This is a genomic window from Algoriphagus sp. SE2 (assembly GCF_039563885.1).
Taxonomy (GTDB): Bacteria; Bacteroidota; Bacteroidia; order Cytophagales; family Cyclobacteriaceae; genus Algoriphagus.
In genome coordinates, this window is the sequence record NZ_JBCLWJ010000015.1 from 36,073 (window position 1) to 58,377 (window position 22,305).

A 22,305-nucleotide genomic window follows, 5' to 3' on the forward strand; every position below is an offset into this window, starting at 1 on the left:
TTCTTTTTTTATAATCCTGTTTAAAAGGGATTAATTTTTCTTAATGGAAGCATTTAATTTCATTACTCTTATTTCAGATTTTATATCCTCTATTAATATCATGAATTCGGGATTATCTCGAATTGAGTCAAATAGTGGATTGATTTCCAGTAACTGATAATCTTGAAAATTCATATCTTTTGCTAAGTTTAAGAATTCTATAGCCTTCTCTTTATTCTTTTTCATTAAATATAAAGCTGCCGTAAATACTGCAAATTCCTTATCAGCATTTTCTCCCTTAAGCTCCATAGTATATTCATTCAGCTTTTTGTTGATGTAAAAATCAGCTTCATCGGATTTGCCCTTGGATTGAAATATACTAGCCAAATATATTGGTGCATAAAAGTATGGATCTGATTCCCAATTATCTTTTTCCTCAATGGATTGAGTCAAATAATTTTCAGCATTTTCATAATCCCTATTCATGTAGGATAGTATTCCCGCAACTTGATCATTACTTGATTCATTGTTATGCAATTTCCTGACTTGGGCAATAACTGACTTGACACTGTCTGATTTTCCTTCAGCTAAAAAACTTAGGCCCAATTGCTCATACGTATCAAAAGAGGGTTTTATGGAAATGGATTTTCTTAGCCAGTTTTGAGCCTGTTTTTGATTTTCAAAAAGACGGTAGTTCCAGCCTAAAATTTGAAATGGAATAAAGCTTTTAGGATTAAGCCCTGCTGCTTTTCGTTGTAAATCCAAAGATTTATCAAGTTGGCCTGTGATAAAATAAACCGTGGCGAGGTTTCCGATGGCCTGCGCATGATTGGGACTTATTTCAACAGCTTTTTCTAAATATTCTAATGCCAGTTGATATTGATTATTATAATAATAGGCTACTCCCATTGCTTTATAACCTTCGGCTAGTCTTGAATCCATTTGAATAGCCTTACTCCCTGCATAGAGTGATGAATCCAACCAAACTGAGGGATAATTAAAAATCCCATACATCTGCGCATAAGCATCACCTAATCCTGCCCAAGCCAATGCAAAGGTTGAGTCAATTTTAATTGCCTCTTTAAAACTTGCTAGGGCACTTTTATTATTGGTAAGCTGATATTCGTAATATTGACCTCTTCCTTTTAAGTATTGCTCATAGGCCTCAAAACTTGATGTAGGCTTTTGATTTATTTGATCTATTTCAGAAAGGGTCACCTCGGCTTGTAGCTTTGTGGCTATTTCCGATGCAATGCGGCTTTGAACATCAAATAAATCTTCAATCATTTCCAGATCAAATGTTTCTGCCCAAATAGCTTGGTTTGAATTTGCATCTATCAATTGAACCCGAATTCTAAGTCTTTCACCTGACCATTGAACACTTCCTTCTAGTAGTGTACTTACTCCTAAGGCTAAGGCAATTTCAGGATTACTCTCTTGGGAGTTTTTGTATAAGACCGTACTAGTCCGGGAAATTACACGAAGTGAATTTATCTTGGATAGTTGCGTAATAATATCTTCTGTAAGTCCATCACTGAAATACTCTTTGCTCGGATCTGCATTCAGGTTTTTTAAAGGTAGTACGGCAATAGACTTATCTTTGGTCCAACTTGTAGATTCACCCCAGTTTATAAACCAGATCAAGAAAGCTATGATGCTTATTAAAAGTCCGATTCCAACCCAGTACCTCCAAGTTTTTCGTTCCTGATATTTGATCGTACTGATCATTTCCTCTCTTCTTGGAACGACTAAGGGTTCTGTCGAAAGAGCAAATAAGGTGAGGCCACGCTCAACGTTCTTCAGCTTAAACTCTCCTAATTTTACATTTGGAAACTCATCCTCGGATTTAATGAGTGATTTTAATTGCTTAGAAAATAATACGCATGATGGAACCCCAATACTTTGAATTCTTGAAGCTATGTTGACCGCATCCCCATAAACATCACCACGGTCAAAAATAACATCACCACAGTGTAAGCCGATCCTTAGCCTAATTTCACCACGTGATTGCCATTCTGTTTGGATTTCAATACTCGCGTTAAGAGCATCTTCAGCATTTTCAAAAATCGCTAAAACGCCATCTCCAAGTTCCTTTATTAGTGTTCCTTGATACTTTTCAAAAAAATGCTGATGAACATCAAGATTATCTTTCATCAGTTGATAAGCGTTATCTTCATCTCTCCCCATTAGTTCGGTGTAGCCTACAATGTCAGAGAAAAATACAACTGAAAGCTTCTTGTTTAGACTTTGATTCATATAAACAGTACCATGCTTCTAATCGTAGAAGCAAAAGTTGGGGTTTCTTAAATTTATTTCAAGATAAAGATCAAAATACTATTTCTAATCGAAAATTGAATTAATTGTATTTTTGAATTGTATTAAATCCCTTCAAAATAGGTGACTATGGATAGAATAGACTTGTCTTCGAATTATCCTTATTTTGCTTCAAAATAAAGCATTTTATATCTGTTACTTCTCATTGTTCTTTCGCATTATATAAGTGGTAAATTAAAAAGAACAAAAATTGGATTATTCTTTTATTATTAATTCCCTTTTTCTCTATTATGAAAGGTGACAATTTTGGTTCTAAATAAGAATAGCGAACCTTGAGGAATCTGGAATTCTGAATTTAGACTTGATACTTTTTTAAACTTCTTATTGACCTTTTGTTAAATTGATTTTTCCTATCACATCCAAAAAATAAGATTGGATTTAGGTAGTTTGAATTGCTTAGTTTAAGAATGAAATTTCATCCATGAATACCCACCCTTTTGATCCAGCACCGGGATGCCACTTAGGAAGAGATTTAATGGCTTTCATTTTTATCTTGACTTTTTTAAACTCTGTGGTTGGCAAATCATAATTCAAAGCTTGAAATCTGGAAGGTTTAATATCCGTTGATTGAGTTGGGATTTCATCTATGATTTTTTCCCAATTCCCAGTATTTTTTATCCAAACCTCAACCTGAGTAGGTGGAAAAATGTATGCTCCTTCATGATAAAGCAAACTAATTGTCAATTCTTTAGGTTTTTGGTCATCGGCCAAAGTAATTTCCACTTCAGGATCTTCATCCTGGAAGCCTAACCACTCTCCTGATGTGTGATTATTTTCTCCTTTTATTTGATCTATTAGGGTTAATTCACCTTTCCCAAAATAATTTGGATTCGGTTGCGTGAGAAGTTTTAATTCCTTTGGAGGGTTTCCACTTCTGAATAATAAAACACTTGAGGAGGGACTTCCTTTCCAATCTTTTGCAAAGGCTCGAGCTTTTACTTCAGCAGTCTTATTTATCCAGATTGGCCCCTTATAGATTGGAGAAGAAATACTATCTGGTTCTTCGCCTTCTGTTGAATACCTAATTTCAACAGTTTTTATTGGATGTGTTATTTCTAGCTTTGCGCTATCAGCAAACATATTTACTTCTGAAATAATCGTCGGTGAATTAAGATCATAAATAACTCCTCGACCATCGAAACCATATTCAATTTTTGTATCGGGCAATTTATCTTCCAATTTTTCCTTTTCAGCATCACTAAGCCCGGTTTGCCATATAAACAGTTTTTCAAGACTTTTCATCTTTCCTAAACTTTCTAAGCTTTTGTCGTCTAAAGTATTTCCAGAAATAGCTAAAGAAGTTAAACTTTGTAAGTTGGTAATCTCAGAAATTTCATCTGAAGTGAGATCTGTGAAATTGGCCTGAAGCTCTCTTAGATTTGGGAAATTGGAAAGAAATCCAAAACTCACACCATTGAGTGGCATCTTATTCAGATTTAACTGAACGACCTGCTCCCCGATTGCTTTGAGTTCACCTAATGAGTTCGGATCAAATGCCGAAATCCCAAAATATGAAACTACCAAAGCTGGAGAACCTGGGTAGATAGGCGCTACTTCCCTGAAAAAATTATTTAATTCTAAGATTGTTTCAGGATCTGCTGCATCGAAATTATAATTTTCTTCAGTACTAAATTTCTGAGATGCCAATTGAAATAATTCAGATTCTGTATCTACTTCCTCAAGTTTCTGATCAAAGCTAGCACCTGAATATACCCAGTCCATTAGAATCGTTTTTTCTTCATCAGTCAACTGAATTTTATTTTTTGGAGGCATATGCTCTTTCTCTTCCAGTGGAAGGTTGATTCTAGTCACCAAAAGGGACTTTTCAAAATCACCGGGTACCACAAAAGGTCCTGATTTCCCACCTTTCTTAATGTGCTCCACTAGGTCCATCCTAAGCTCTCCCTTAATCTTACCCTCTTTATGACAGCTTATACATTTGGCTTGAAGGATTGGTTGTACTACATCTCTAAACACTTCTGCCTCACTTAGGGCTATGGTTTCTTGTTCTTCCTTTAGAATAGGGGAGAGCAGAAAATTTTCCCCGTGGGTTAAATCAGCCCCCCAATGACCAGCTTGCAAAACTCCAACTGCAATTATTGCACTTAGACTTTTAGAAAAATTTATGGATTGATTTCTTATAAAGTAAAGCAGAATACTTAACCCAAATACAGCAAGTCCCGCCCATTTGTGCCATTCTAAAGCCGATCCCTCATAATCCTCTTGGGCAAGAATTAGACCAGCTAAAACCGTAATTCCTGCAAAATTACACCCTAGGAGGAAGCTGATTTCTCCAAATTCTTTCAGATCCTTTTTAGCCTTTAGATTTGGAGCCCAAAAAAACAATAGGCCGAAAAGCAAAAGAACAATTGGGAAATGCAAAATAAGTGGATGACTTCTGCCAATAACTTGCAGCCATTCCGGGAGAAATAAATTATCCCCACCAATAGTCAAAATCAGGGCCAAACCTATCCATACAAATAGGGTGTTTTCAAGAATGGATCTAAAAGTATTGAAGCTAATCATACAAAACCTTAAGCAATGATATCTTTAATTACATGTCCGGAAACGTCAGTCAATCTATACCTTCTTCCCAGATGTTTATAGGTCATTCGCTCGTGGTCTATACCCATAAGATTCATTACAGTGGCTTGGAAATCATGAACGTGTACAGGGTTTTCAGTGATATTATAACCGAACTCATCTGTTTCACCATAGACCATCCCGGATTTTACACCTCCACCGGCCATCCATATGGAAAATGCTCTTGGATGGTGGTCTCTTCCATAATTGTCCTCAAGGATTTTACCTTGGCAATAATTTGTTCTACCGAATTCACCTCCCCAGATGACCAGAGTTTCATCAAGCAGACCTCTCTGCTTTAAATCCTTAACCAAGGCCGCAGATGCTTGATCCACATCCTTGGCCTGCAGCGCCATTTCGCTTGGCAGGTTTCCATGTTGATCCCAGCCTTGATGATATAATTGAACAAATCTTACCCCACTTTCAGAAAGCTTTCTTGCTAAAAGGCAGTTTGCAGCATATGTTCCAGGAATCAGGCAATCAGGTCCATACATTTTGATAATGCTGTCAGGTTCTTTGGAAACATCAGTCATTTCAGGGACTGCTGTCTGCATCCTATAGGCCATTTCATATTGTTGAATTTTGGCACTGATTTCCGGGTCATTAAATTCTCTGTAATTCAGATCATTCATCGCTGAGATTTGGTCGAGCATTTTTCTTCGCTCATCTCTGGACATAGATTTTGGATCCTTCAGATACAAGACAGGATCTTCAGAATTTGAGAATTGTACACCTTGATGTGTTGCATCCAGAAACCCATTACTCCAAAGCTTGGAGTAAACTCCTTGACCATTTCCTTTTCCCCGACTCAACAGGACGCAAAATGCGGGTAGGTTGCTGTTTTCACTTCCAAGACCATAGCTGAGCCAAGAGCCCATACTTGGACGATTTCCCACTTGAGCCCCTGTTTGGAAAAAAGTCAAGGCGGGATCATGGTTAATTGCCTCTGTATGCATGGATTTAATGATACAAATATCATCAACTACACCTGCAGTATGGGGGAAAATCTCTGAAATCCATGCTCTGGATTCACCGTATTGGTTAAATTTATAATAAGAGCCAACTAATGGGAATGAGGTCTGACCTGCAGTCATTCCAGTAAGCCTTTGACCACCGCGAATGGATTCAGGAAGTTCCTGACCCATATTTTTATTCAATAATGGTTTATAATCGAAAGACTCTAATTGACTAGGGGCACCATTTTGGAAAAGATAAATTACCCGCTTTGCCTTTGGAGCAAAATGAGGTAGCGCAGACATAATGGCATCTTCATCAGGACTTCCGCCTTTGAATAGATCTGGAATAAGTAATGAGCCCAATGCTGCACTTCCCACACCTAAGCTAAGTTTCGATAAAAATTTCCTCCTGTTCAGATTTAAACCCTGCTCTAATATTTCCTTTTCCATTTTAAATCTTGGTAATCGTTTCTTCTAAATTATATAAACTTACTATTACCTGCATTAATGCTGCAGATCTAGCTGTTTCCTTAGTGGAGTCTATTGGATATTCTCCAACCTCCAAAGTAGGTTTTATCTGGTCTTCATTTTTTTCAAAACGTTCTAATTGATCTTCAAAATAATCCTCTATTAAGGCAGCCTCATCAGATTTCATATCTCTACAAAGAATTCTTTTGAAGGCCATTTCTAATGCTTCAGTATTGTCTTGGTACTTAGAAGTAAGGTTCATAGCCAAAACTCTGGAAGCTTCTAAAACCATCGGATCATTTAACATGACCAAAGCCTGTAAAGGAGTATTGGTTCTACCTCTGCCCACTTCGCATTGATCTCTATTACTTGAATCAAAAATGATTGCCTTTGGAGGTGGAACCGTTAATTTAATAAAATTGTAAAGTCCTCTTCTATATAGGCTTTTTCCAGTATCCTGAACATAAGTAGCCAAAACACCTCTTCCTGAAGATGCGGCTTCCCAAACTCCCTCTGGTTGATAAGGCTTTACACTGGGGCCTCCAAGTTCCTGATGCAGAAGACCGCTACTGGCAAGAATTAAATCCTGAATATTTTCAGCAGATAATCTTAATCTTGGTGCTCTCGCTAAATAGATGTTTTCAGGGTCTTTGGCTAAATGGTCTTTGGTTAATTCTGCAGATTGCTGATAGGTTGAAGAACTCAAAATCTGTTTCAGAAGTCTTTTAATATCCCAGCCATTTTCCATAAAGTCAACAGCAAGCCAATCCAATAATTCCGGATGACTAGGTAAATCACCTTGCATCCCAAAATCTCCTGCAGATTTCACAATCCCGGTACCAAATATTTCCTGCCAGATTAAGTTTACAAAAACTCTGGCTGTAAGCGGGTTATTTCTATCTGTAGCCCATTTGGCCAAACCAAGTCTGTTAGCTTCCAAGTCTTTAGGGAATTCTAAAATGGATGCAGGTGTAGAGGCAGAAACCGGAACTGTAGGTGCATCATAGACTCCTCTATCTAAAATATATGTAGTTCTTTTTTCTTCACCTTCAAGTTCTCCCATGACCGAGATACTCAATTTAGAGCTGTCTTGGTAATTTATAAAACTCATAATTCCGGAAAGATCCTGCTGATCTACCCATAAAACAGGTGTTTTAGCAGGTTTAGAAATCGAAACATCTCCCTCATAACCCTTTTCTGGGGTATTATTGAAAAAGGCAAAAAGCTCATAATATTCTTTCTGTGAAAAGGGATCGTATTTATGATCATGACATTGGGCACATTCCATGGTAATTCCCAATAATCCTTTGCTGAAGGTATTCGTTTTGTCTAAAACATACTCAATTCTATATTCTTCATCAATCACACCACCTTCTTCCGTGTATTTGTGGTTTCGGTTAAAAGCAGTAGCAAGAATTTGTTCTTTTGAAGCATTGGGTAATAAATCACCTGCAAGCTGCCAAGTTACAAATTGGTCATAAGGCATGTTTTCGTTGAAAGCATGAATAACCCAATCCCGATATGGCCATTGGCTACGGATATTATCGTCTTGATATCCATAGCTGTCAGCATATCTGGATATGTCCATCCATAGTACCGCTAATTTTTCTCCAAAAGCTTTATCGGCCAAAAGACCATCTAATAAATCATCATAGTTATTTTCTCCTGTGAAATCACCAAAGCGATCAAGTAATTCGGGGCTTGGGGGAAGTCCAGTCAAGTCAAGACTTGCTCTTTTGATTAATTCATGAGGTTTTGCAACAGGATTGGGCTCTAAGCCAATTGACTTCATTTTTTGATAAACAAAAAGATCAATCTCATTTTCAGACCAATCATTTGTTGCCGGTAAATTAGGCTTTTCTGCTCTTGTAAAGGCCCAGTGAGGTTCATATTTAGCCCCTTGCTTGATCCATTTCTTAATTAACTCTTTTTCTTTTTCTGTAAGAGATAAATTTGATTCAGGGGGAGGCATAAGTTCTCCCGGGTCTTCAGAAATGATTCTATGGTAAACTTCTGATTCTTCTAAGCTCCCAGAAACAAGAGCAAACTTACCGGGACTTTCTTTCAACGATGTGAAAGCACCTTCTTCCGTATCCAACCTTAAATCAGCTTCTCTTTTGTTTGCATCAGGCCCATGACATGCAAAGCATTTGTCAGAAAGGATGGGGCGTATATGAAAATTATAACTGATTTGATCACCCGCAGAAAGTTCTGGGATATTGGAATTTTCGGATGTACAATTCCAGGCTAACAATGCTAGTAAAGGCAGACTCCAAATACTTCGTTTGTTAATAAGTGCCATTAAAGTAATTTTTAGAATGTAAGTTATAAAAAATTTTTACAAAAGTCATTTCATATTATGAAAAAAAAGTAATAAAGTTTAAAAATCATAAGAAAGATACCTTTTATCATCGAATTTTCAAGTTTTAGTATTTTTTACAAATTAATATATTTCTATTATTAGTAAATAAGAGATTTTAATATTGTTTTATTAAAATAAACAGAATTTAATTCCAAATTAAGCGCATGAGATTTCATTAACTGTGACATTTAGATGATTTGAATAATTACTAAATGGCAAGATTGTTTAAAACAAATTAAAGAAATGAAAACTAAACTGATGTTTATTCTTTTACTCTGGTCAATTCCAGGGTTCTCTCAGGTTAGCGAAAAACCAATAGGTCCATTTATAAGGGTCTATGATTCACTAGAGAATAAAATTGAAAAGGGTAGATATCTCAATATTTCAGAAGACTTTGAGGAATTATTTCTAACAAATAACTCAGATACTCTCATTGTGCCAGTCGCCCAGATTTCTTATATCAGGACTAAAAGATCTCCTGGTCATTTGATATTAGTTGGAGGAGCCATTGGATTTGCGGCGGGTTTTACGATGGGAGCAATATCATACGATCCAGATGCTTGGTTGGATTTTGGTTATGGGTTTGAAACAATAGTTCCAGGATTGATTGTAGGTTTAGGTGGAGCGGCTTTGGGAGCAGTTGGAACTGGATTTAAAAAATCCTCTTTAAATCAAATTGATGGGAGTCCTGAAAAATTGAAAGAATTTGCAAATAGTGTTTCGCCCACCATGAACCTAGATGAATGAAAATATGCCTGCACCAAATTCAATTTTCAACTTAACCCAAGACTAGAAATTTATAAATGCTAAACGCTTGTGAAGTGAAATGATTGAGAAATCTTTTAGCAGGTACAATATGAAAAATACTGGAAGGGTGGGAGAAACAAAATTATCGAAAATCAACTATTAAAATCTATTTCAATGATGGTTATTCAAAAGTTATATGGGATTTTAATAATCCTGTTATTCATGTCCTTTACTTCCTGCAAAACCTACCAAAAAGTGGATTGGATTAAACCCCCGCTACCGAAAGAAGAAAGATCTATATTATTTGAATCAAGGCAGCTTTCTCGACTGAAGGAAGGGGATAAGATATATATCAAAACTAAGGACAGCTTAAGTTACGATATCGTCTATTCCATGGTCCAAAATGATTCTATAAAAGGTCAGTTTTTACAGAAAAATAATAGGAGAATTAAAGTTCCTATTGATACAGGAATCCCACTATCTCAAGTGCATATGCTAAAAGTAAAAAAGTCTAATCTTTTGGCTTCAATAGGGGTTGGCGTTATAGTACCCGTTTCTATTTGGGTTTATTTTTTGATATTCTATTGAAATATCCTACTTCCCTTTAATCTAAAACAAAAAAAGCTGCCCATTTGAGCAGCTTTTTACTGGGTATAAGGTTGGGTTATTTTTTAATGACTGAGAAATCGAATGTTTCTAAGAATTTGGTAGTAAAGTTCCCGGCTTTAAATTCCGGATCCTCCAATAAAGCAATGTGGAAAGGAATCGTAGTTTTAATTCCATCAATCACAAATTCCTCTAAAGCTCTCTTCATTCTTACGATTACTTCTTCTCTTGATTGACCGCTTACAATCAATTTAGCGATCATGGAATCATAATTTGGAGGGATTACATATCCTGCATACACATGTGAGTCTACTCTTACCCCACGTCCACCAGGGATATGCAAGTTTTGAATCCTTCCCGGACTTGGTCGAAATCCATTTGAAGGATCCTCTGCATTAATTCTACATTCCATTGCATATAGTTTTGGATAGTAGTTTTTGCCACTAATTACATCTCCAGATGCAACTTTAATTTGTTCTTTTATTAAATCAAAATCTGTTACTTCTTCAGTAATTGGATGCTCTACCTGGATTCTGGTATTCATTTCCATGAAATAGAAGTTTCTGTTTTTATCAACTAAAAACTCTATTGTACCAGCACCCTCGTATTTTATGGCTTCAGCACCCTTAATAGCTGCTTCGCCCATTGCTTTTCTTAACTCATCAGTAATGAATGGGGAAGGAGTTTCCTCTACTAACTTTTGATGCCTTCTTTGGATTGAGCAATCTCTTTCTGAAAGATGACATGCTTTTCCATTTTTGTCTCCTATAATCTGGATTTCAATGTGTCTTGGCTCTTCAACAAATTTCTCTAGATACAGGCCATCATTTCCAAAGGCAGCACCTGACTCCATTCTAGCATCATCCCATGCTTTTTTGAAGCCACTTTCTTCTTTTACAATTCGCATACCACGACCGCCACCACCGGCAGTAGCTTTCAAAATCACGGGGTATCCCATCTCATTTGATAACTTTATTCCTTGCTCGATAGAATCCAATAATCCTTCGGAGCCTGGAACAGTGGGGACACCAGCTTCACGCATGGTAGCTTTAGCCGTTGCTTTATCACCCATTTTAGCAATCATATCGGGACTGGCACCAATGAATTTGATTCCATATTCTTCACAGATTCTAGAAAATTCCGCATTTTCAGAAAGAAAACCATATCCTGGATGGATAGCATCAGCATTGGTGATTTCAGCTGCAGCTATTATTCTTGGGATGTTCAAATAAGAATCTCTACTGGGAGCTGGACCAATGCAAACAGCTTCATCTGCAAACCTTACATGAAGGCTGTCTTTATCAGCAGTGGAATAGACCGCAACAGTTTTGATTCCCATCTCTTTGCAGGTTCTGATGATCCGCAAAGCGATTTCTCCTCTATTGGCTATAAGTATTTTTTTAAACACGTCCGTATTTTTTGGTGAAAAAATTACCCTGCAGGGTCTACAAGGAATAAAGGTTGGTCATATTCTACCGGTGTAGAATTGGTAACCAGAATCTTTACAATTTTTCCAGAAACTTCAGATTCAATCTCATTAAAAAGTTTCATTGCTTCAATAATACAAACAGTTTGACCTGGTTTGACAGTATCTCCTACATTTACAAAAGCTGGAGAATCTGGATTTGGAGTTAGATAAAATGTCCCAATCATAGGTGATTTTATCTCTACTAAATTTGATGATTCAGCTGGAGTCGGTTCAGCAGGACTTGATGCCGCCGGAGTTGGAGCTGCCGCAACAGGTGCAGGTGCGGGTGCAGGTGCTGGAGCAGGTGCTGCTTCGACAACTCTTACGTTTGAAGAATCTTTTTTAATAGAAAGCTCAAATTCATCAGTTTTGATTTTGACTTCAGCCAAACCTGAGTTTGAGATATAATCGATTAGCTCTTGAATCTCTTTAGGTTTCATATTTTTGTTTTTAAAAGAATGTCCGAGGACAGTTCAAAATTGGGTTTAAATAAAAATAGCTGTTTCAATATGAAATTGAATACAGCTAAGTTAATTATTTTACTCTTTCTGAGTAGGATCCATCCCTAGTATCTACTTTGATCATGATATCCTGTTCCACAAATAAAGGTACCATGACGGTCGCACCAGTTTCTAAAGTCGCAGGTTTTAAAGCGTTGGTCGCAGTATCCCCTTTAATTCCTGGTTCTGTGTATGTAATCATTAATTCAACAAAAGGAGGTAATTCTACAGAAAGTGGAGTCTCAGTTTCATCATGAATTAGAATATCTACTAATTGACCATCCTTCAAAAGATCAGGTCTTTCAATCAATTTTTCTTCAATAGATATTTGCTCAAATGTATTGGTATCCATAAAATGATACCCCATATCATCTTTGTATAAGAATTGATGTGGTCTTTTTTCTACTCTTGCAGTTTCTACTTTTTCACCTGCATTGAAAGTTTTATCCAAGGTTTTGCCACTAGTTAGACCCTTTAATTTGGTTCTCACAAAAGCTGCTCCTTTTCCAGGTTTTACATGTTGGAATTCCACAATAGTGAAAATGTCATTGTTTAATACCAGACAAAGGCCGTTCTTAAAATCTGAAGTATTTGCCATATCCTTAATTTATTATTTTAATCTGATTATTTAGGGTCGTATGCCCATTTCAAATAAATAGCTCCCCAAGTGAATCCACCTCCAAAAGCAGCAAGTATCAAGTTATCCCCTTTTTTTAATTGACTTTCATAATCCCAAAGGCAGAGTGGGAGTGTAGCTGCAGTAGTATTTCCATATCTTTCAATGTTCATCATTACTTTGTCAAAGCCAATGCCCATCCTACTCGCAGTAGCATCGATTATTCGTTTGTTGGCCTGATGGGGAACTAACCAAGCTACTTCATCACTTGTAAGATTATTTCTCTCCATTACCTCTGCACTGACATCTGCCATGTTGGTCACTGCAAATTTAAATACCGTTGAACCTTCTTGTGCTGCAAAATGCTCTTTTGCATCAACAGTTTCATGTGTAGCTGGTCTCATGCTTCCTCCTGCCTTCATATTTAGATAAGGAGCCCCAGAACCATCTGAATGTAGCAAAGCGTCCATTATCCCAAACTCTTCTGTAGTTGGTTCTAATAATACAGCTCCAGCACCATCTCCAAACAAAATGCAAGTTGTTCTGTCTTCATAATTTACAATGGAAGACATTTTATCCGCTCCTACCACAATTACTTTTTTGTGCTGTCCAGTTTGAATGAATTGACTTCCTATTTGAAGTGCGTATAAAAACCCGGAACAGGCTGCGGCGATATCAAAGCTATAACTATTTTTTGCACCAACTTTATCTGCAATGATATTAGCTGTTGCAGGGAAAGGCATATCTGGAGTGACAGTAGCACATATGATTAGATCTATGTCTAGCGGATCTGTGTTAGTTTTTTCCAACAAGCCTTTTATGGCTTCAACACCCATTACTGAAGTTCCTTGGTTTTCACCTTTAAGAATCCTTCTTTCTTTAATTCCTGTTCTTGTGTAAATCCACTCGTCGTTGGTATCTACCAGAGTTTCAAGTTCTTTATTGGTTAAACGGTATTCAGGAACATATCCTTGTACTCCGGTTACCATAGCTCTGATTTTGTCCATTATTATTTGTTTATGCTAAGGAGCCTCAATAAATAAACTCCTTAAAATGGGTTGATAGGTAGGTATGTTTTCTTTGAGGAATGTCAAAAATATTATAATTGTCTCTGACCACCAAAACAAAAACTACCAATAGAATCCAATATACTGAAAGACAGCGGATTGAATTCCCATAAAAACAAAAAATCCATTCCTCATTAAGAATGGATTTTTATTTAACTTAAATAGTTGATTAAGCTAGGACTTCTTTTTCGATTATTACTTGTCCTTTGTAGTATAATTTACCGTCCAACCAGAAAGCTCTGTGTGGTAAGTGCATTTCACCAGTAGTAGGGCATTTAGCTAACCCAGGAGCCTCCAATTTATAATGAGTTCTTCTTTTATCTCTTCTGGTTTTCGAAATTTTTCGTTTAGGATGTGCCATTTTATGTGTGGTTTAAGATTATTCTTTGTTTTTTAAATTTTTTAATGATGCCCAACGGGGATCAATTTCTTTTTTTTCTTCAGAGTTTTCCTCAAGTTCATCGTCTTCAAACTCATCCTCATCAAAATAAACGATTCCACCTTCTCCTTCAAAATCATCTTCATCCAATTCATTACGGTAATCCGGATGGATTCTTTTTGCTGGGAGATTGAGTAGAATGAATTCGTAAATCAACTGTGCTACATTGATTGAAGGCGTATCCCTTGTAATCATTATAACATCTTCATTGATTTCCTTTTCTTCGCTACCATATTTATAGATGATGGTTTCATTGATATCCAATGGCTGGTCGTATTCCTCGAGACTTCTGTCACAAGTCAGTCTGACTGAACCCTGAATATGAAAATCCATTTCTATTAAATTGGCACCTTTATTCATTTTAACCCGTATGGTTAAATCGCCTTTTTCGACGAGATGATTGTCTTCAAACTGTTGGAAGAACGAATCTCCTATTTGGAAGTTGATTTCGTGTCTTCCCTCTACGAACTTAATTACCTCAATATCAAAGGTTCTCCAGAATTTCACGATTTCTCCTCTCGATTTAAGACCGCAAATTTAGGTAATTATTTAAACAGGATAAAATAGAATCTAAAATAATATTTGGTTTGGATAAGAAATCTTACTTTTTATTAAAGTTTATGCTAATTCCTGATCATGTTGACTGACAATATCGGCGGCTAAAAAAATAGCTGCTCTCATAGAACCTTCATCAGCAACATTTTTACCAGCTATATTATATGCAGTTCCATGATCTGGTGAAGTTCTGATTACCGGTAATCCTGCCGTGAAATTTACACCGGAACTAAATGCAATTGATTTGAAAGGAATTAATCCCTGATCATGATACATAGCCAATACTCCATCAAATTTATTTTGATGCATCATCCCAAAAAAACCATCTGAAGGATAAGGACCAAAAACCATTTTATTTTGATCCTTAAGTTCTTTTATCGCTGGTTTTATAATCTCTTCTTCTTCAGTTCCTAATAATCCATCTTCACCAGCATGAGGATTCAAGCCTAAAATCGCAATTTTTGGTTTGTTGATTCCGAAATCTTTTTCGAGCGAATTTAAAAGTAAATTGGACTTGTGAATAATTTTTTCTTTAGTAACGACTTCCGGAACTTTCGATAAAGGGACGTGGCCTGATACTAAACCTACTCTGAAATTTTCTGATACCATCAGCATCAAACTTTCCTTTGCATCAACTGCATTTGTAATGAATTCAGTATGACCTACGAAGTTTAATTCCTCGGAATTAATGTTGTTTTTATTGACAGGTGCAGTTACCAAAGCTTGGATTTGCCCAGACTTCAAATCATTTACTGCCTGAGAAAGTGCCGCCAAAGCCATTTTTCCTGCCTCTTGGGTTTCCACCCCGGGAATGATTTCAGGGCATTCCTCCATGACATTTATAACATTTACCCGTTTATGTTGAAGGTCTTCTAAAGATTTTACCTGTACAAAGTTAAAATCTTCAATCGACAGGACCTTTTTGTAAAATGAAATGGCCTTACCATGCCCATAGATTAATGGGATAAAGTTCTTTAAGATACGGTTGTCGGATAAAGCTTTGATTGTCACTTCTATTCCTACCCCGTTGATATCTCCAATACTAATCCCGATTATGGGTTTATTTTTTCTTACGTTCATATTATTTGGGCTTTGCGATAATTGGCTTTTACTTGCATGCCAAAGTTCACTGTAGTCCTTTAGGAATATTCTCTTAATTTTAGGCTGCAATTTATAAAAAATAATCAGAGCGAACCGATGGAAAAAGTCAGAGCCAAAAAACATCTTGGCCAGCACTTTTTGACCGATTTAAGTATTGCGGAGCGAATAGCTCTGTCGGTCAAAGGGCATGGAGGTGTGAAGAAAGTCCTTGAAATCGGACCGGGAATGGGGGTGCTGACTGATTTTTTGCTTAAAACTGACTTTGAGCTTTATCTGATAGATGTAGATAAAGATTCTATAGCGTATTTGCTTAAAAAAAACCCTGAATTGGGCGAAAGAATTATTTATGGAGATTATTTAAAATATGATTTCCAAAAAGTGATTAAGGATCAATATGCAATCGTTGGGAATTTCCCTTATAATATTTCTTCCCAGATATTCTTTAAAGTCTTGGAAGTTAGAAATCAGGTGACAGAAGTGGTTTGTATGCTTCAAAAAGAAGTAGCAGAAAGAATAGCTTCACCGAAAGGAAATAAAGCCTATGGTATTTTATCCGTATTGCTACAGGCTTTTTATGATATTGAATATTTATTTTCCGTTCCTCCTGAAGTATTTGATCCTCCTCCAAAGGTGAACTCAGGAGTCATTCGATTAGTTAGGAATGATGTTACAAGTCTTGATTGCAATGAAAAATTGTTTTTCCAGGTTGTAAAAGGTGGGTTTGGAAATCGAAGGAAAACATTAAGAAATTCTCTTAAGTCATTTCAACTTCCAGAGGAATTAAAGTCAAACCCTCTTATGGATAAGCGAGCCGAACAATTGGATGTCGCTGATTTTGTTTTTGTCGCTCAACAAATCGAAGCTTCTCGTGGAAATCATTAAGCAATTTGAACTTTCGAAGGAATACCTTGAAAGCCTTAGACATGGGATTGAGGAGGAGAATAATTCCTTTATTCAGGACTCTCTTGAAGGAGCAAATGTGGCTGATGTCGCCGCAATTCTTGATGAGCTTTCAATGGATGAGTCTATCTACGTCCTCCGCTTATTAGAAACTCAGTTTTCGGCAGATATACTCATCGAATTAGATGAGGATACTTTAACCCGAGTGTTAAAGGAAATGGAAGTTCCTGAGATTGCCGGTTTAATTGAATGCATGGACTCCGATGATGGGGCGGATATTCTGAATTTGCTCTCTCTACGAGAAAGGGAAGAAGTAATAGGATATTTTACAGATCGTCAGAAGTCGGAACAAATATTAGAACTTCTTCGCTATGAGGAGGATACGGCTGGTGGTATTATGGCCAAGGAATATATTCGGGCTAACAAAAACTGGAATGTTGTTCAGACGATCAATGAAATACGAAGACAGGCTGAAAATGTAGATAAAATCTTTTCGATTTACGTGGTGGACAACAAACAACAACTTCTAGGAAGAGTGTCCTTGAAGAAGATTGTTCTTGCATCTGAAAACACTAAAATCGAAGATATATACGAAGAGGAAGTTATTTCTGTTCCTACTCACATGGATCAGGAGGAAGTTGCTGAGATAATGAGAAGGTACGATCTTGAGACAGTTCCCGTAGTTAATGTTAAGAATAAATTGGTTGGAAGAATAACCTTTGATGATATCCTTGATATTATAAGAGAGGAAGCAGAGGAAGATATTCAGGCGATGACAGGTATTACAGATACGGTTGATGAATATGACAGTGTTATCCGTTTGACAAAAGCTAGATTACCTTGGTTGCTTATTGGGATTGTTGGTGGATTATTAGGGGCAGGCTTTATTGGTTTCTTCGAAGAAGGCTTGAATAAAGTTACCGCTCTTGCGTTTTTTATTCCGCTTATTACTGCCACCGGAGGGAATGTTGGGATTCAATCGTCGTCATTAGTTGTTCAATCACTTGCCAGTAAATCTGCTTTTGACGATTCAATAATAAAGCGGTTTCTGAAAGTGCTTGCTGTTGCGGTCATCAATGGTCTGATTTTGGCTACTTTTGTATTTGCAGTAGTGGTTTTATTCTATCAGAACGATGTCTCTTTTGGTTTGGTAGTTTCAATCGCTCTGTTTTCAGTTGTTTTGCTTTCTTCTTTTATGGGTACGATTACACCAATATTATTAGATAAAATCGGGATCAACCCAGCGTTGGCTTCTGGACCATTTATTACAACAGCTAATGATTTACTTGGACTGGCTGTTTACTTTTTGGTAGCGATATCTCTATTACATATTTAAATTATTACGATGAAAATTCTGATAATTGACAAAATGCATAAGAGTATTATTCCTATGCTTGAAAATGAGGGCCATGAGGTTACCTATTCCCCGAAAATCACGCGTTCTGAGATTTTGGATCAAGTAGCTCCATATGACGGGTTAATCATTCGTTCAAAAACTCCTATGGATAAGGAATTATTGGAAAGAGCTAAAAATTTAAAGTTTATAGGAAGAGCAGGGGCTGGCTTGGATCAAATTGATTTGGAATATATGGTAAGCCGAGGGATAAAGCTTTTTCATGCGGCCAAAGGGAATCGAGACGCAGTAGCTGAACATGCAGTAGGAATGCTTTTAGCTTTATTTAATAATATCAAAAAGGCAGATACCGAAATAAGAAAAGGGATTTGGGATAGAGAAGGAAATAGAGGGCATGAACTTATGGGTAAGACTGTTGGGATTATGGGTTTCGGAAATATGGGAAAATCCTTTGCCAAAAGACTTCAAGGGTTCGATGTAAAGATTTATGCCTATGATAAGTATAAATTGAACTTTGGGTCTGGGTTAGTTAAAGAAGTAATTTGGCAAAAGCTCAAGGCTGAAGTTGAGGTTCTGAGTATTCACGTTCCCTTGACCGCAGAAACCAAAAATTTTTTCACTTTAGAAGAGCTAAAAAGCTTTGCAAATCCTTTTTGGTTGATAAATACCGCTAGGGGAGAATTGATAAGTTTCAAAACATTAAATGAGGCTTTGGACAAGGGGATATTATTAGGAGCTGTGTTAGATGTTTTAGAAAATGAGAAGTTTAAAACATTTACTGATGAGCAAAAGATGGAGTTCGAAAAACTAGCTTCAAGAGATAATGTTCTTTTTACTCCACATGTAGCTGGCTGGACATTTGAATCCTATAAAAAAATAAATAAAGTATTGGTCGAGAAGATAACAAAAGCCTTCAAATAGGCCTTTTAAGACTGTTATTGGTATTTTTTGGAAAAAGAACCAATTGTTTTGTAGCATTTGGTTTATTATCTTTGTGCTTCAAATAAAGACATCTGGCAAAGTAACGGTCACCAAAAAGCGACCGTTACTTTGTTTTTGGTGCCTGTCTAATTGAGAATAATTATGGGAAAAGTACAATACTACACAGAAGAAGGACTTAAGAAGTTGAAGGATGAACTTCAAGAATTAAAGACCAAAGGTCGTACGGATATTGCGAAGCAAATTGCAGAAGCAAGAGACAAAGGAGATCTTAGTGAAAACGCAGAATATGATGCGGCGAAAGATGCTCAAGGGCACTTGGAACTTAAAATAGCCAAGCTTGAAGCAGTAGTAGGTAATGCAAGAATTTTTGACCAATCTCAAATGGATACTTCCAAAGTAGGTATCTTAAGTACTGTAAAAATCAAGAATGTAAAAAATGGGATGACGGTATCCTACACCTTGGTTTCAGAAGAAGAAGCTGATCTGAAAGCTGGAAAAATTTCGTTAGGATCTCCATTTGGAAAAGGTCTGGTAGGAAAGAAAAAAGGTGAAGTTGCGGAGATAAATGCTCCTGCAGGAGTGCTTCAATTCGAAATTCTAGATATTTCATATTAATTCTCATAATCCCGTATTTCGCGGGATTTTTTTATTTTAGACTATGGCTTCAATTTTCACCAAAATTATAAATCGAGAAATTCCCGCTCAGATAGTAGCAGAGGATGAAAATTATATTGCATTCTTGGATATCATGCCGCTAGTAAAAGGACATGTGCTAGTGGTACCGAAGCAAGAAGTAGATTATATTTTTGACCTTGATCCAGATGTATTATCAGGACTTCATGTTTTTGCTCAGAAAGTAGCAAAGGCAATGGATAAAACTATTAAATGCACTAGGATTGGAGTAGCGGTAATTGGTTTGGAAGTGCCACATGTACATGTTCACCTGGTTCCACTCAAGACCATGGATGACATTAATTTCACAAGACCGAAGTTAAAATTAACATCCGAAGAACTCGCTGAAACCGCTGAATTGATCAGAAGTGGATTTTAAAAAATGGATGGCAAGAACTCAAACTTGCCTCTTTTTTTATTGAATAGCATGAACTTCTGAAGCGGTATATTTTGGAGTACCTCCTTTTTTAGAAGCTACAAATGCTCCCAATTTACAGGCAAAATCAAGTGTTTCTTCAAGGGATTTTTTTTCAAGGTAACATTTAATAAAGCCGCTTAGAAAAGCGTCACCTGCACCGATGCTATCTGCAACTTCTACTTTATAGCCTGAATGCTCCCAAAACTCTCCTCCTTTAAAGATAAGTGCTCCTTTGGAACCTTTAGTTATGCAGATTAGATCCATTGGAAAATGATTGTCTAAATGCTCACAGACTGTTTTTATATTAGGTTCTAAGTCAAAATAGTCTGCGAAAATTTCTAACTCATCTTCATTTATTTTTAAGATATCTGTAAAACCTAGAAGTGTCTCAATAATTTCAAAATCGTAATAAGGGGAACGCAAATTCGCATCAAAAATTCTTAGAGTTTTCTGATGTATCAATTTTATTAAAGTCGACAGACTCTCAGGGTTTCTTACTCCCAAAGTTCCAAAAACAAAAGCGTCTGATTTAGCAACTTCATGCTCGGTTTCTGAATTCCATTGGATAAAATCCCATGCGACTGGAGACACGATTTCATACTTCATGTTTTCAGGATCTGAATCATCCACCAAAACTTTTGAAGTTTCCTGGTCTGCAATCACTTGAATCAATTGTGTTTGAAAACCGAAAGTGGTTAGAAAATCAATTAGCTTTTTCCCTTCAACATCATCCCCAACAGCTGAAATTAGCTTGGAATCAAGTCCTAATTGATGAAGGTGAAGAGCTACATTCATTGGAGCTCCTCCTGGTACAGAACCGCTTGGTAAACAATCCCAAAGCATTTCACCGAAAACAACAACTTTATTTTTCATGATTTAATGTATGTTTTGATGGATCTCCTCCAAAGATCTTCCTTTCGTCTCAGGCATTTTAAACTTCACCCACAATAATTGCAAAATCATCATAAATGCAAAGAATAAGAAGATATATCCAGGCCCAAATTGATTGGCAAAGAATGGGAAGACATTCGCAATAATTGCTGCTAAAATCCAATGGGTGAAAGATCCAATTGACTGACCGTAAGCCCTCAAGTCATTTGGAAACATCTCGGAGATAAACACCCAGATTACTGCTCCCTGTCCTACGGCATGAGAAGCGATAAATCCAAAAACAAAAATTGGTAGCCAGAAAGATGGAATTCCAGGGCCTAGAAAATTATAAGCCATCAATGAAAGTGATATGATATATCCTACGGATCCTATGTACATCAGTTTTTTTCTTCCTATTCGATCGATCAGGTATAGCCCAACAAAAGTTGCCAGCAGGTTGACTACACCGATACCTATTGTTGAGATCAATGCGCTTTCGGTAGAAATACCTGCCATTTCGAATACTCTAGGGGCAAAATAAATAATAGCATTGATTCCAGAGACTTGATTGAAAAAAGCAATCATAATTGCCATTATGGTCGTAGGTAGAAACCGCTTTTCAAAAATTGCAGAAAAGCTTCCTTTCTGATGCATTTTTTTCTCTTCCTCAAGGGCTAATCGAATGGCTTCATCAACACCTTCTGGATCAGTTTTGGTCAGGATTTCTCGGGCTTGTTGCTCATCATTTCTAATACCGATGAGCCATCTTGGACTTTCAGGAATTCTAAATATCAAAATTGAGTAAATCAAAGCCGGTAAGGCTTCTGCAGCTAACATCCATCTCCAGTCTTGTGCCAACTCAGCAGTTCCTATTAAATAATTGGAAACGTATGCCATCACTATTCCAAATACAATATTGAATTGGTAAAGGGCGACCAAAAGGCCTCTGTTTTTAGCGGGTGCTATTTCCGAAATATACATCGGTGCCACAACAGAGGATGCACCTACTCCAAGACCTCCCAAAAATCTAAATACTGTAAAGGATGTCACATCCCAAGCTAATCCTGAGCCTACAGCAGAGATCAAATAAAATAGTCCAATCCAAAGCAAACTTTTTTGTCTTCCAAATTTGTCAGCGGGAACACCACCAAATAATGCACCGATAACAGTTCCGTATAATGCTGAAGCAATTGCTAGCCCATGCATCCAGTCACTTAATTTCCAAACTTCTTGTATCGCTCTTTCCGCACCTGAAATAACGGCTGTATCAAATCCAAAAAGAAATCCGCCTAAAGCAGCGGTAATAGATACGAAGAATGCATAGTTTTTTGAAGACATCGAGATTTTGGGTTTAAACAATAGCTAAAC

20 protein-coding genes are annotated in these 22,305 nt (G+C 36.8%); 7 read left to right on the plus strand and 13 right to left on the minus strand.

The window, feature by feature from the left end:
• Positions 1 to 30 precede the first annotated feature (30 nt).
• The 4 genes from AAGF08_RS16115 to AAGF08_RS16130 all read right to left on the minus strand — a co-directional run bounded on the left by AAGF08_RS16115 (position 31) and on the right by AAGF08_RS16130 (position 8,622).
• Positions 31 to 2,235 carry a tetratricopeptide repeat protein gene (locus AAGF08_RS16115; RefSeq protein WP_343512336.1) on the minus strand — a complete coding sequence of 735 codons (2,205 nt, stop codon included), beginning with the start codon at positions 2,233 to 2,235 and terminating at the stop codon, positions 31 to 33.
• 474 nt (positions 2,236 to 2,709) lie between these two features.
• The gene (locus AAGF08_RS16120) at positions 2,710 to 4,839 is read right to left on the minus strand and encodes a c-type cytochrome domain-containing protein (protein ID WP_343512337.1); all 2,130 of its coding nucleotides are present in this window, start codon (positions 4,837 to 4,839) and stop codon (positions 2,710 to 2,712) included.
• A gap of 8 nt (positions 4,840 to 4,847) precedes the next feature.
• The gene (locus AAGF08_RS16125) at positions 4,848 to 6,302 is read right to left on the minus strand and encodes a DUF1501 domain-containing protein (protein ID WP_343512339.1); all 1,455 of its coding nucleotides are present in this window, start codon (positions 6,300 to 6,302) and stop codon (positions 4,848 to 4,850) included.
• A 1-nt stretch (position 6,303) separates the two neighbouring features.
• Positions 6,304 to 8,622, minus strand: a complete 2,319-nt coding sequence (locus AAGF08_RS16130) for a PSD1 and planctomycete cytochrome C domain-containing protein (protein ID WP_343512340.1) — start codon at positions 8,620 to 8,622, stop codon at positions 6,304 to 6,306.
• 303 nt (positions 8,623 to 8,925) lie between these two features.
• Between AAGF08_RS16130 and AAGF08_RS16135 the strand changes: the two genes are divergently transcribed.
• Together AAGF08_RS16135 and AAGF08_RS16140 are read left to right on the plus strand one after the other, a co-directional pair.
• Positions 8,926 to 9,429, plus strand: coding sequence for a hypothetical protein (locus AAGF08_RS16135; RefSeq protein ID WP_343512341.1), 504 nt, complete (start codon positions 8,926 to 8,928; stop codon positions 9,427 to 9,429).
• A gap of 174 nt (positions 9,430 to 9,603) precedes the next feature.
• Entirely contained in the window at positions 9,604 to 10,017 is a 414-nt protein-coding gene (locus tag AAGF08_RS16140) for a hypothetical protein (protein ID WP_343512342.1), read from the plus strand.
• 76 nt (positions 10,018 to 10,093) lie between these two features.
• On the opposite strand, the gene accC is transcribed toward AAGF08_RS16140, so the two are convergent.
• The 7 genes from accC to pdxA form a co-directional block, all read right to left on the minus strand.
• Positions 10,094 to 11,443 carry an acetyl-CoA carboxylase biotin carboxylase subunit gene (gene accC, locus AAGF08_RS16145; RefSeq protein WP_343512343.1) on the minus strand — a complete coding sequence of 450 codons (1,350 nt, stop codon included), beginning with the start codon at positions 11,441 to 11,443 and terminating at the stop codon, positions 10,094 to 10,096.
• 23 nt (positions 11,444 to 11,466) lie between these two features.
• Positions 11,467 to 11,943, minus strand: a complete 477-nt coding sequence (gene accB, locus AAGF08_RS16150; protein WP_343512344.1) for an acetyl-CoA carboxylase biotin carboxyl carrier protein — start codon at positions 11,941 to 11,943, stop codon at positions 11,467 to 11,469.
• A 94-nt stretch (positions 11,944 to 12,037) separates the two neighbouring features.
• Positions 12,038 to 12,601, minus strand: a complete 564-nt coding sequence (gene efp, locus AAGF08_RS16155; RefSeq protein ID WP_343512345.1) for an elongation factor P — start codon at positions 12,599 to 12,601, stop codon at positions 12,038 to 12,040.
• Between the two features lie 26 nt (positions 12,602 to 12,627).
• A complete protein-coding gene (locus tag AAGF08_RS16160; RefSeq protein WP_343512346.1) occupies positions 12,628 to 13,626 on the minus strand; it encodes a beta-ketoacyl-ACP synthase III in 999 nt (332 codons plus the stop codon).
• Between the two features lie 229 nt (positions 13,627 to 13,855).
• A complete protein-coding gene (gene rpmF / locus AAGF08_RS16165; RefSeq protein ID WP_008201274.1) occupies positions 13,856 to 14,047 on the minus strand; it encodes a 50S ribosomal protein L32 in 192 nt (63 codons plus the stop codon).
• A gap of 18 nt (positions 14,048 to 14,065) precedes the next feature.
• Positions 14,066 to 14,632, minus strand: coding sequence for a DUF177 domain-containing protein (locus tag AAGF08_RS16170; RefSeq protein WP_343512348.1), 567 nt, complete (start codon positions 14,630 to 14,632; stop codon positions 14,066 to 14,068).
• Positions 14,633 to 14,743: 111 nt separating this feature from the next.
• Positions 14,744 to 15,760, minus strand: coding sequence for a 4-hydroxythreonine-4-phosphate dehydrogenase PdxA (gene pdxA / locus AAGF08_RS16175; protein ID WP_343512349.1), 1,017 nt, complete (start codon positions 15,758 to 15,760; stop codon positions 14,744 to 14,746).
• 117 nt (positions 15,761 to 15,877) lie between these two features.
• Between pdxA and rsmA the strand changes: the two genes are divergently transcribed.
• The 5 genes from rsmA to AAGF08_RS16200 all read left to right on the plus strand — a co-directional run bounded on the left by rsmA (position 15,878) and on the right by AAGF08_RS16200 (position 20,028).
• Positions 15,878 to 16,663 carry a 16S rRNA (adenine(1518)-N(6)/adenine(1519)-N(6))-dimethyltransferase RsmA gene (gene rsmA / locus AAGF08_RS16180; protein ID WP_343512351.1) on the plus strand — a complete coding sequence of 262 codons (786 nt, stop codon included), beginning with the start codon at positions 15,878 to 15,880 and terminating at the stop codon, positions 16,661 to 16,663.
• Positions 16,650 to 18,017, plus strand: coding sequence for a magnesium transporter (mgtE, locus tag AAGF08_RS16185; protein WP_343512352.1), 1,368 nt, complete (start codon positions 16,650 to 16,652; stop codon positions 18,015 to 18,017). Before rsmA ends, mgtE begins: the two co-directional genes overlap by 14 nt.
• 9 nt (positions 18,018 to 18,026) lie before the next feature.
• Positions 18,027 to 18,956: a 2-hydroxyacid dehydrogenase gene (locus tag AAGF08_RS16190; protein ID WP_343512353.1), complete on the plus strand. Its 930-nt coding sequence runs from the start codon at positions 18,027 to 18,029 to the stop codon at positions 18,954 to 18,956.
• 162 nt (positions 18,957 to 19,118) lie between these two features.
• On the plus strand, positions 19,119 to 19,592 hold the full coding sequence (greA, locus tag AAGF08_RS16195; RefSeq protein WP_296699571.1) for a transcription elongation factor GreA: 474 nt from the start codon (positions 19,119 to 19,121) through the stop codon (positions 19,590 to 19,592).
• Positions 19,593 to 19,635: 43 nt separating this feature from the next.
• On the plus strand, positions 19,636 to 20,028 hold the full coding sequence (locus tag AAGF08_RS16200; protein WP_343512354.1) for an HIT family protein: 393 nt from the start codon (positions 19,636 to 19,638) through the stop codon (positions 20,026 to 20,028).
• A 36-nt stretch (positions 20,029 to 20,064) separates the two neighbouring features.
• Here the strand turns inward: AAGF08_RS16200 and AAGF08_RS16205 are convergent, their stop codons facing one another.
• Together AAGF08_RS16205 and AAGF08_RS16210 are read right to left on the minus strand one after the other, a co-directional pair.
• Positions 20,065 to 20,940, minus strand: coding sequence for a carbohydrate kinase (locus AAGF08_RS16205; protein WP_343512355.1), 876 nt, complete (start codon positions 20,938 to 20,940; stop codon positions 20,065 to 20,067).
• A gap of 3 nt (positions 20,941 to 20,943) precedes the next feature.
• Positions 20,944 to 22,275, minus strand: coding sequence for a sugar porter family MFS transporter (locus AAGF08_RS16210; RefSeq protein WP_343512356.1), 1,332 nt, complete (start codon positions 22,273 to 22,275; stop codon positions 20,944 to 20,946).
• Positions 22,276 to 22,305 lie beyond the last annotated feature (30 nt).

What these genes read in the sequence shown, in the direction of transcription:
- AAGF08_RS16115 (WP_343512336.1), bottom strand. Translation starts at nt 2,235, where the DNA reads ATGAATCAAAGTCTAAACAAGAAGCTTTCAGTTGTATTTTTCTCTGAC.
- AAGF08_RS16120 (WP_343512337.1), bottom strand. Translation starts at nt 4,839, where the DNA reads ATGATTAGCTTCAATACTTTTAGATCCATTCTTGAAAACACCCTATTT.
- AAGF08_RS16125 (WP_343512339.1), bottom strand. Translation starts at nt 6,302, where the DNA reads ATGGAAAAGGAAATATTAGAGCAGGGTTTAAATCTGAACAGGAGGAAA.
- AAGF08_RS16130 (WP_343512340.1), bottom strand. Translation starts at nt 8,622, where the DNA reads ATGGCACTTATTAACAAACGAAGTATTTGGAGTCTGCCTTTACTAGCA.
- AAGF08_RS16135 (WP_343512341.1), top strand. Translation starts at nt 8,926, where the DNA reads ATGAAAACTAAACTGATGTTTATTCTTTTACTCTGGTCAATTCCAGGG.
- AAGF08_RS16140 (WP_343512342.1), top strand. Translation starts at nt 9,604, where the DNA reads ATGATGGTTATTCAAAAGTTATATGGGATTTTAATAATCCTGTTATTC.
- accB (WP_343512344.1), bottom strand. Translation starts at nt 11,943, where the DNA reads ATGAAACCTAAAGAGATTCAAGAGCTAATCGATTATATCTCAAACTCA.
- efp (WP_343512345.1), bottom strand. Translation starts at nt 12,601, where the DNA reads ATGGCAAATACTTCAGATTTTAAGAACGGCCTTTGTCTGGTATTAAAC.
- AAGF08_RS16160 (WP_343512346.1), bottom strand. Translation starts at nt 13,626, where the DNA reads ATGGACAAAATCAGAGCTATGGTAACCGGAGTACAAGGATATGTTCCT.
- rpmF (WP_008201274.1), bottom strand. Translation starts at nt 14,047, where the DNA reads ATGGCACATCCTAAACGAAAAATTTCGAAAACCAGAAGAGATAAAAGA.
- pdxA (WP_343512349.1), bottom strand. Translation starts at nt 15,760, where the DNA reads ATGAACGTAAGAAAAAATAAACCCATAATCGGGATTAGTATTGGAGAT.
- rsmA (WP_343512351.1), top strand. Translation starts at nt 15,878, where the DNA reads ATGGAAAAAGTCAGAGCCAAAAAACATCTTGGCCAGCACTTTTTGACC.
- AAGF08_RS16190 (WP_343512353.1), top strand. Translation starts at nt 18,027, where the DNA reads ATGAAAATTCTGATAATTGACAAAATGCATAAGAGTATTATTCCTATG.
- greA (WP_296699571.1), top strand. Translation starts at nt 19,119, where the DNA reads ATGGGAAAAGTACAATACTACACAGAAGAAGGACTTAAGAAGTTGAAG.
- AAGF08_RS16200 (WP_343512354.1), top strand. Translation starts at nt 19,636, where the DNA reads ATGGCTTCAATTTTCACCAAAATTATAAATCGAGAAATTCCCGCTCAG.
- AAGF08_RS16205 (WP_343512355.1), bottom strand. Translation starts at nt 20,940, where the DNA reads ATGAAAAATAAAGTTGTTGTTTTCGGTGAAATGCTTTGGGATTGTTTA.
- AAGF08_RS16210 (WP_343512356.1), bottom strand. Translation starts at nt 22,275, where the DNA reads ATGTCTTCAAAAAACTATGCATTCTTCGTATCTATTACCGCTGCTTTA.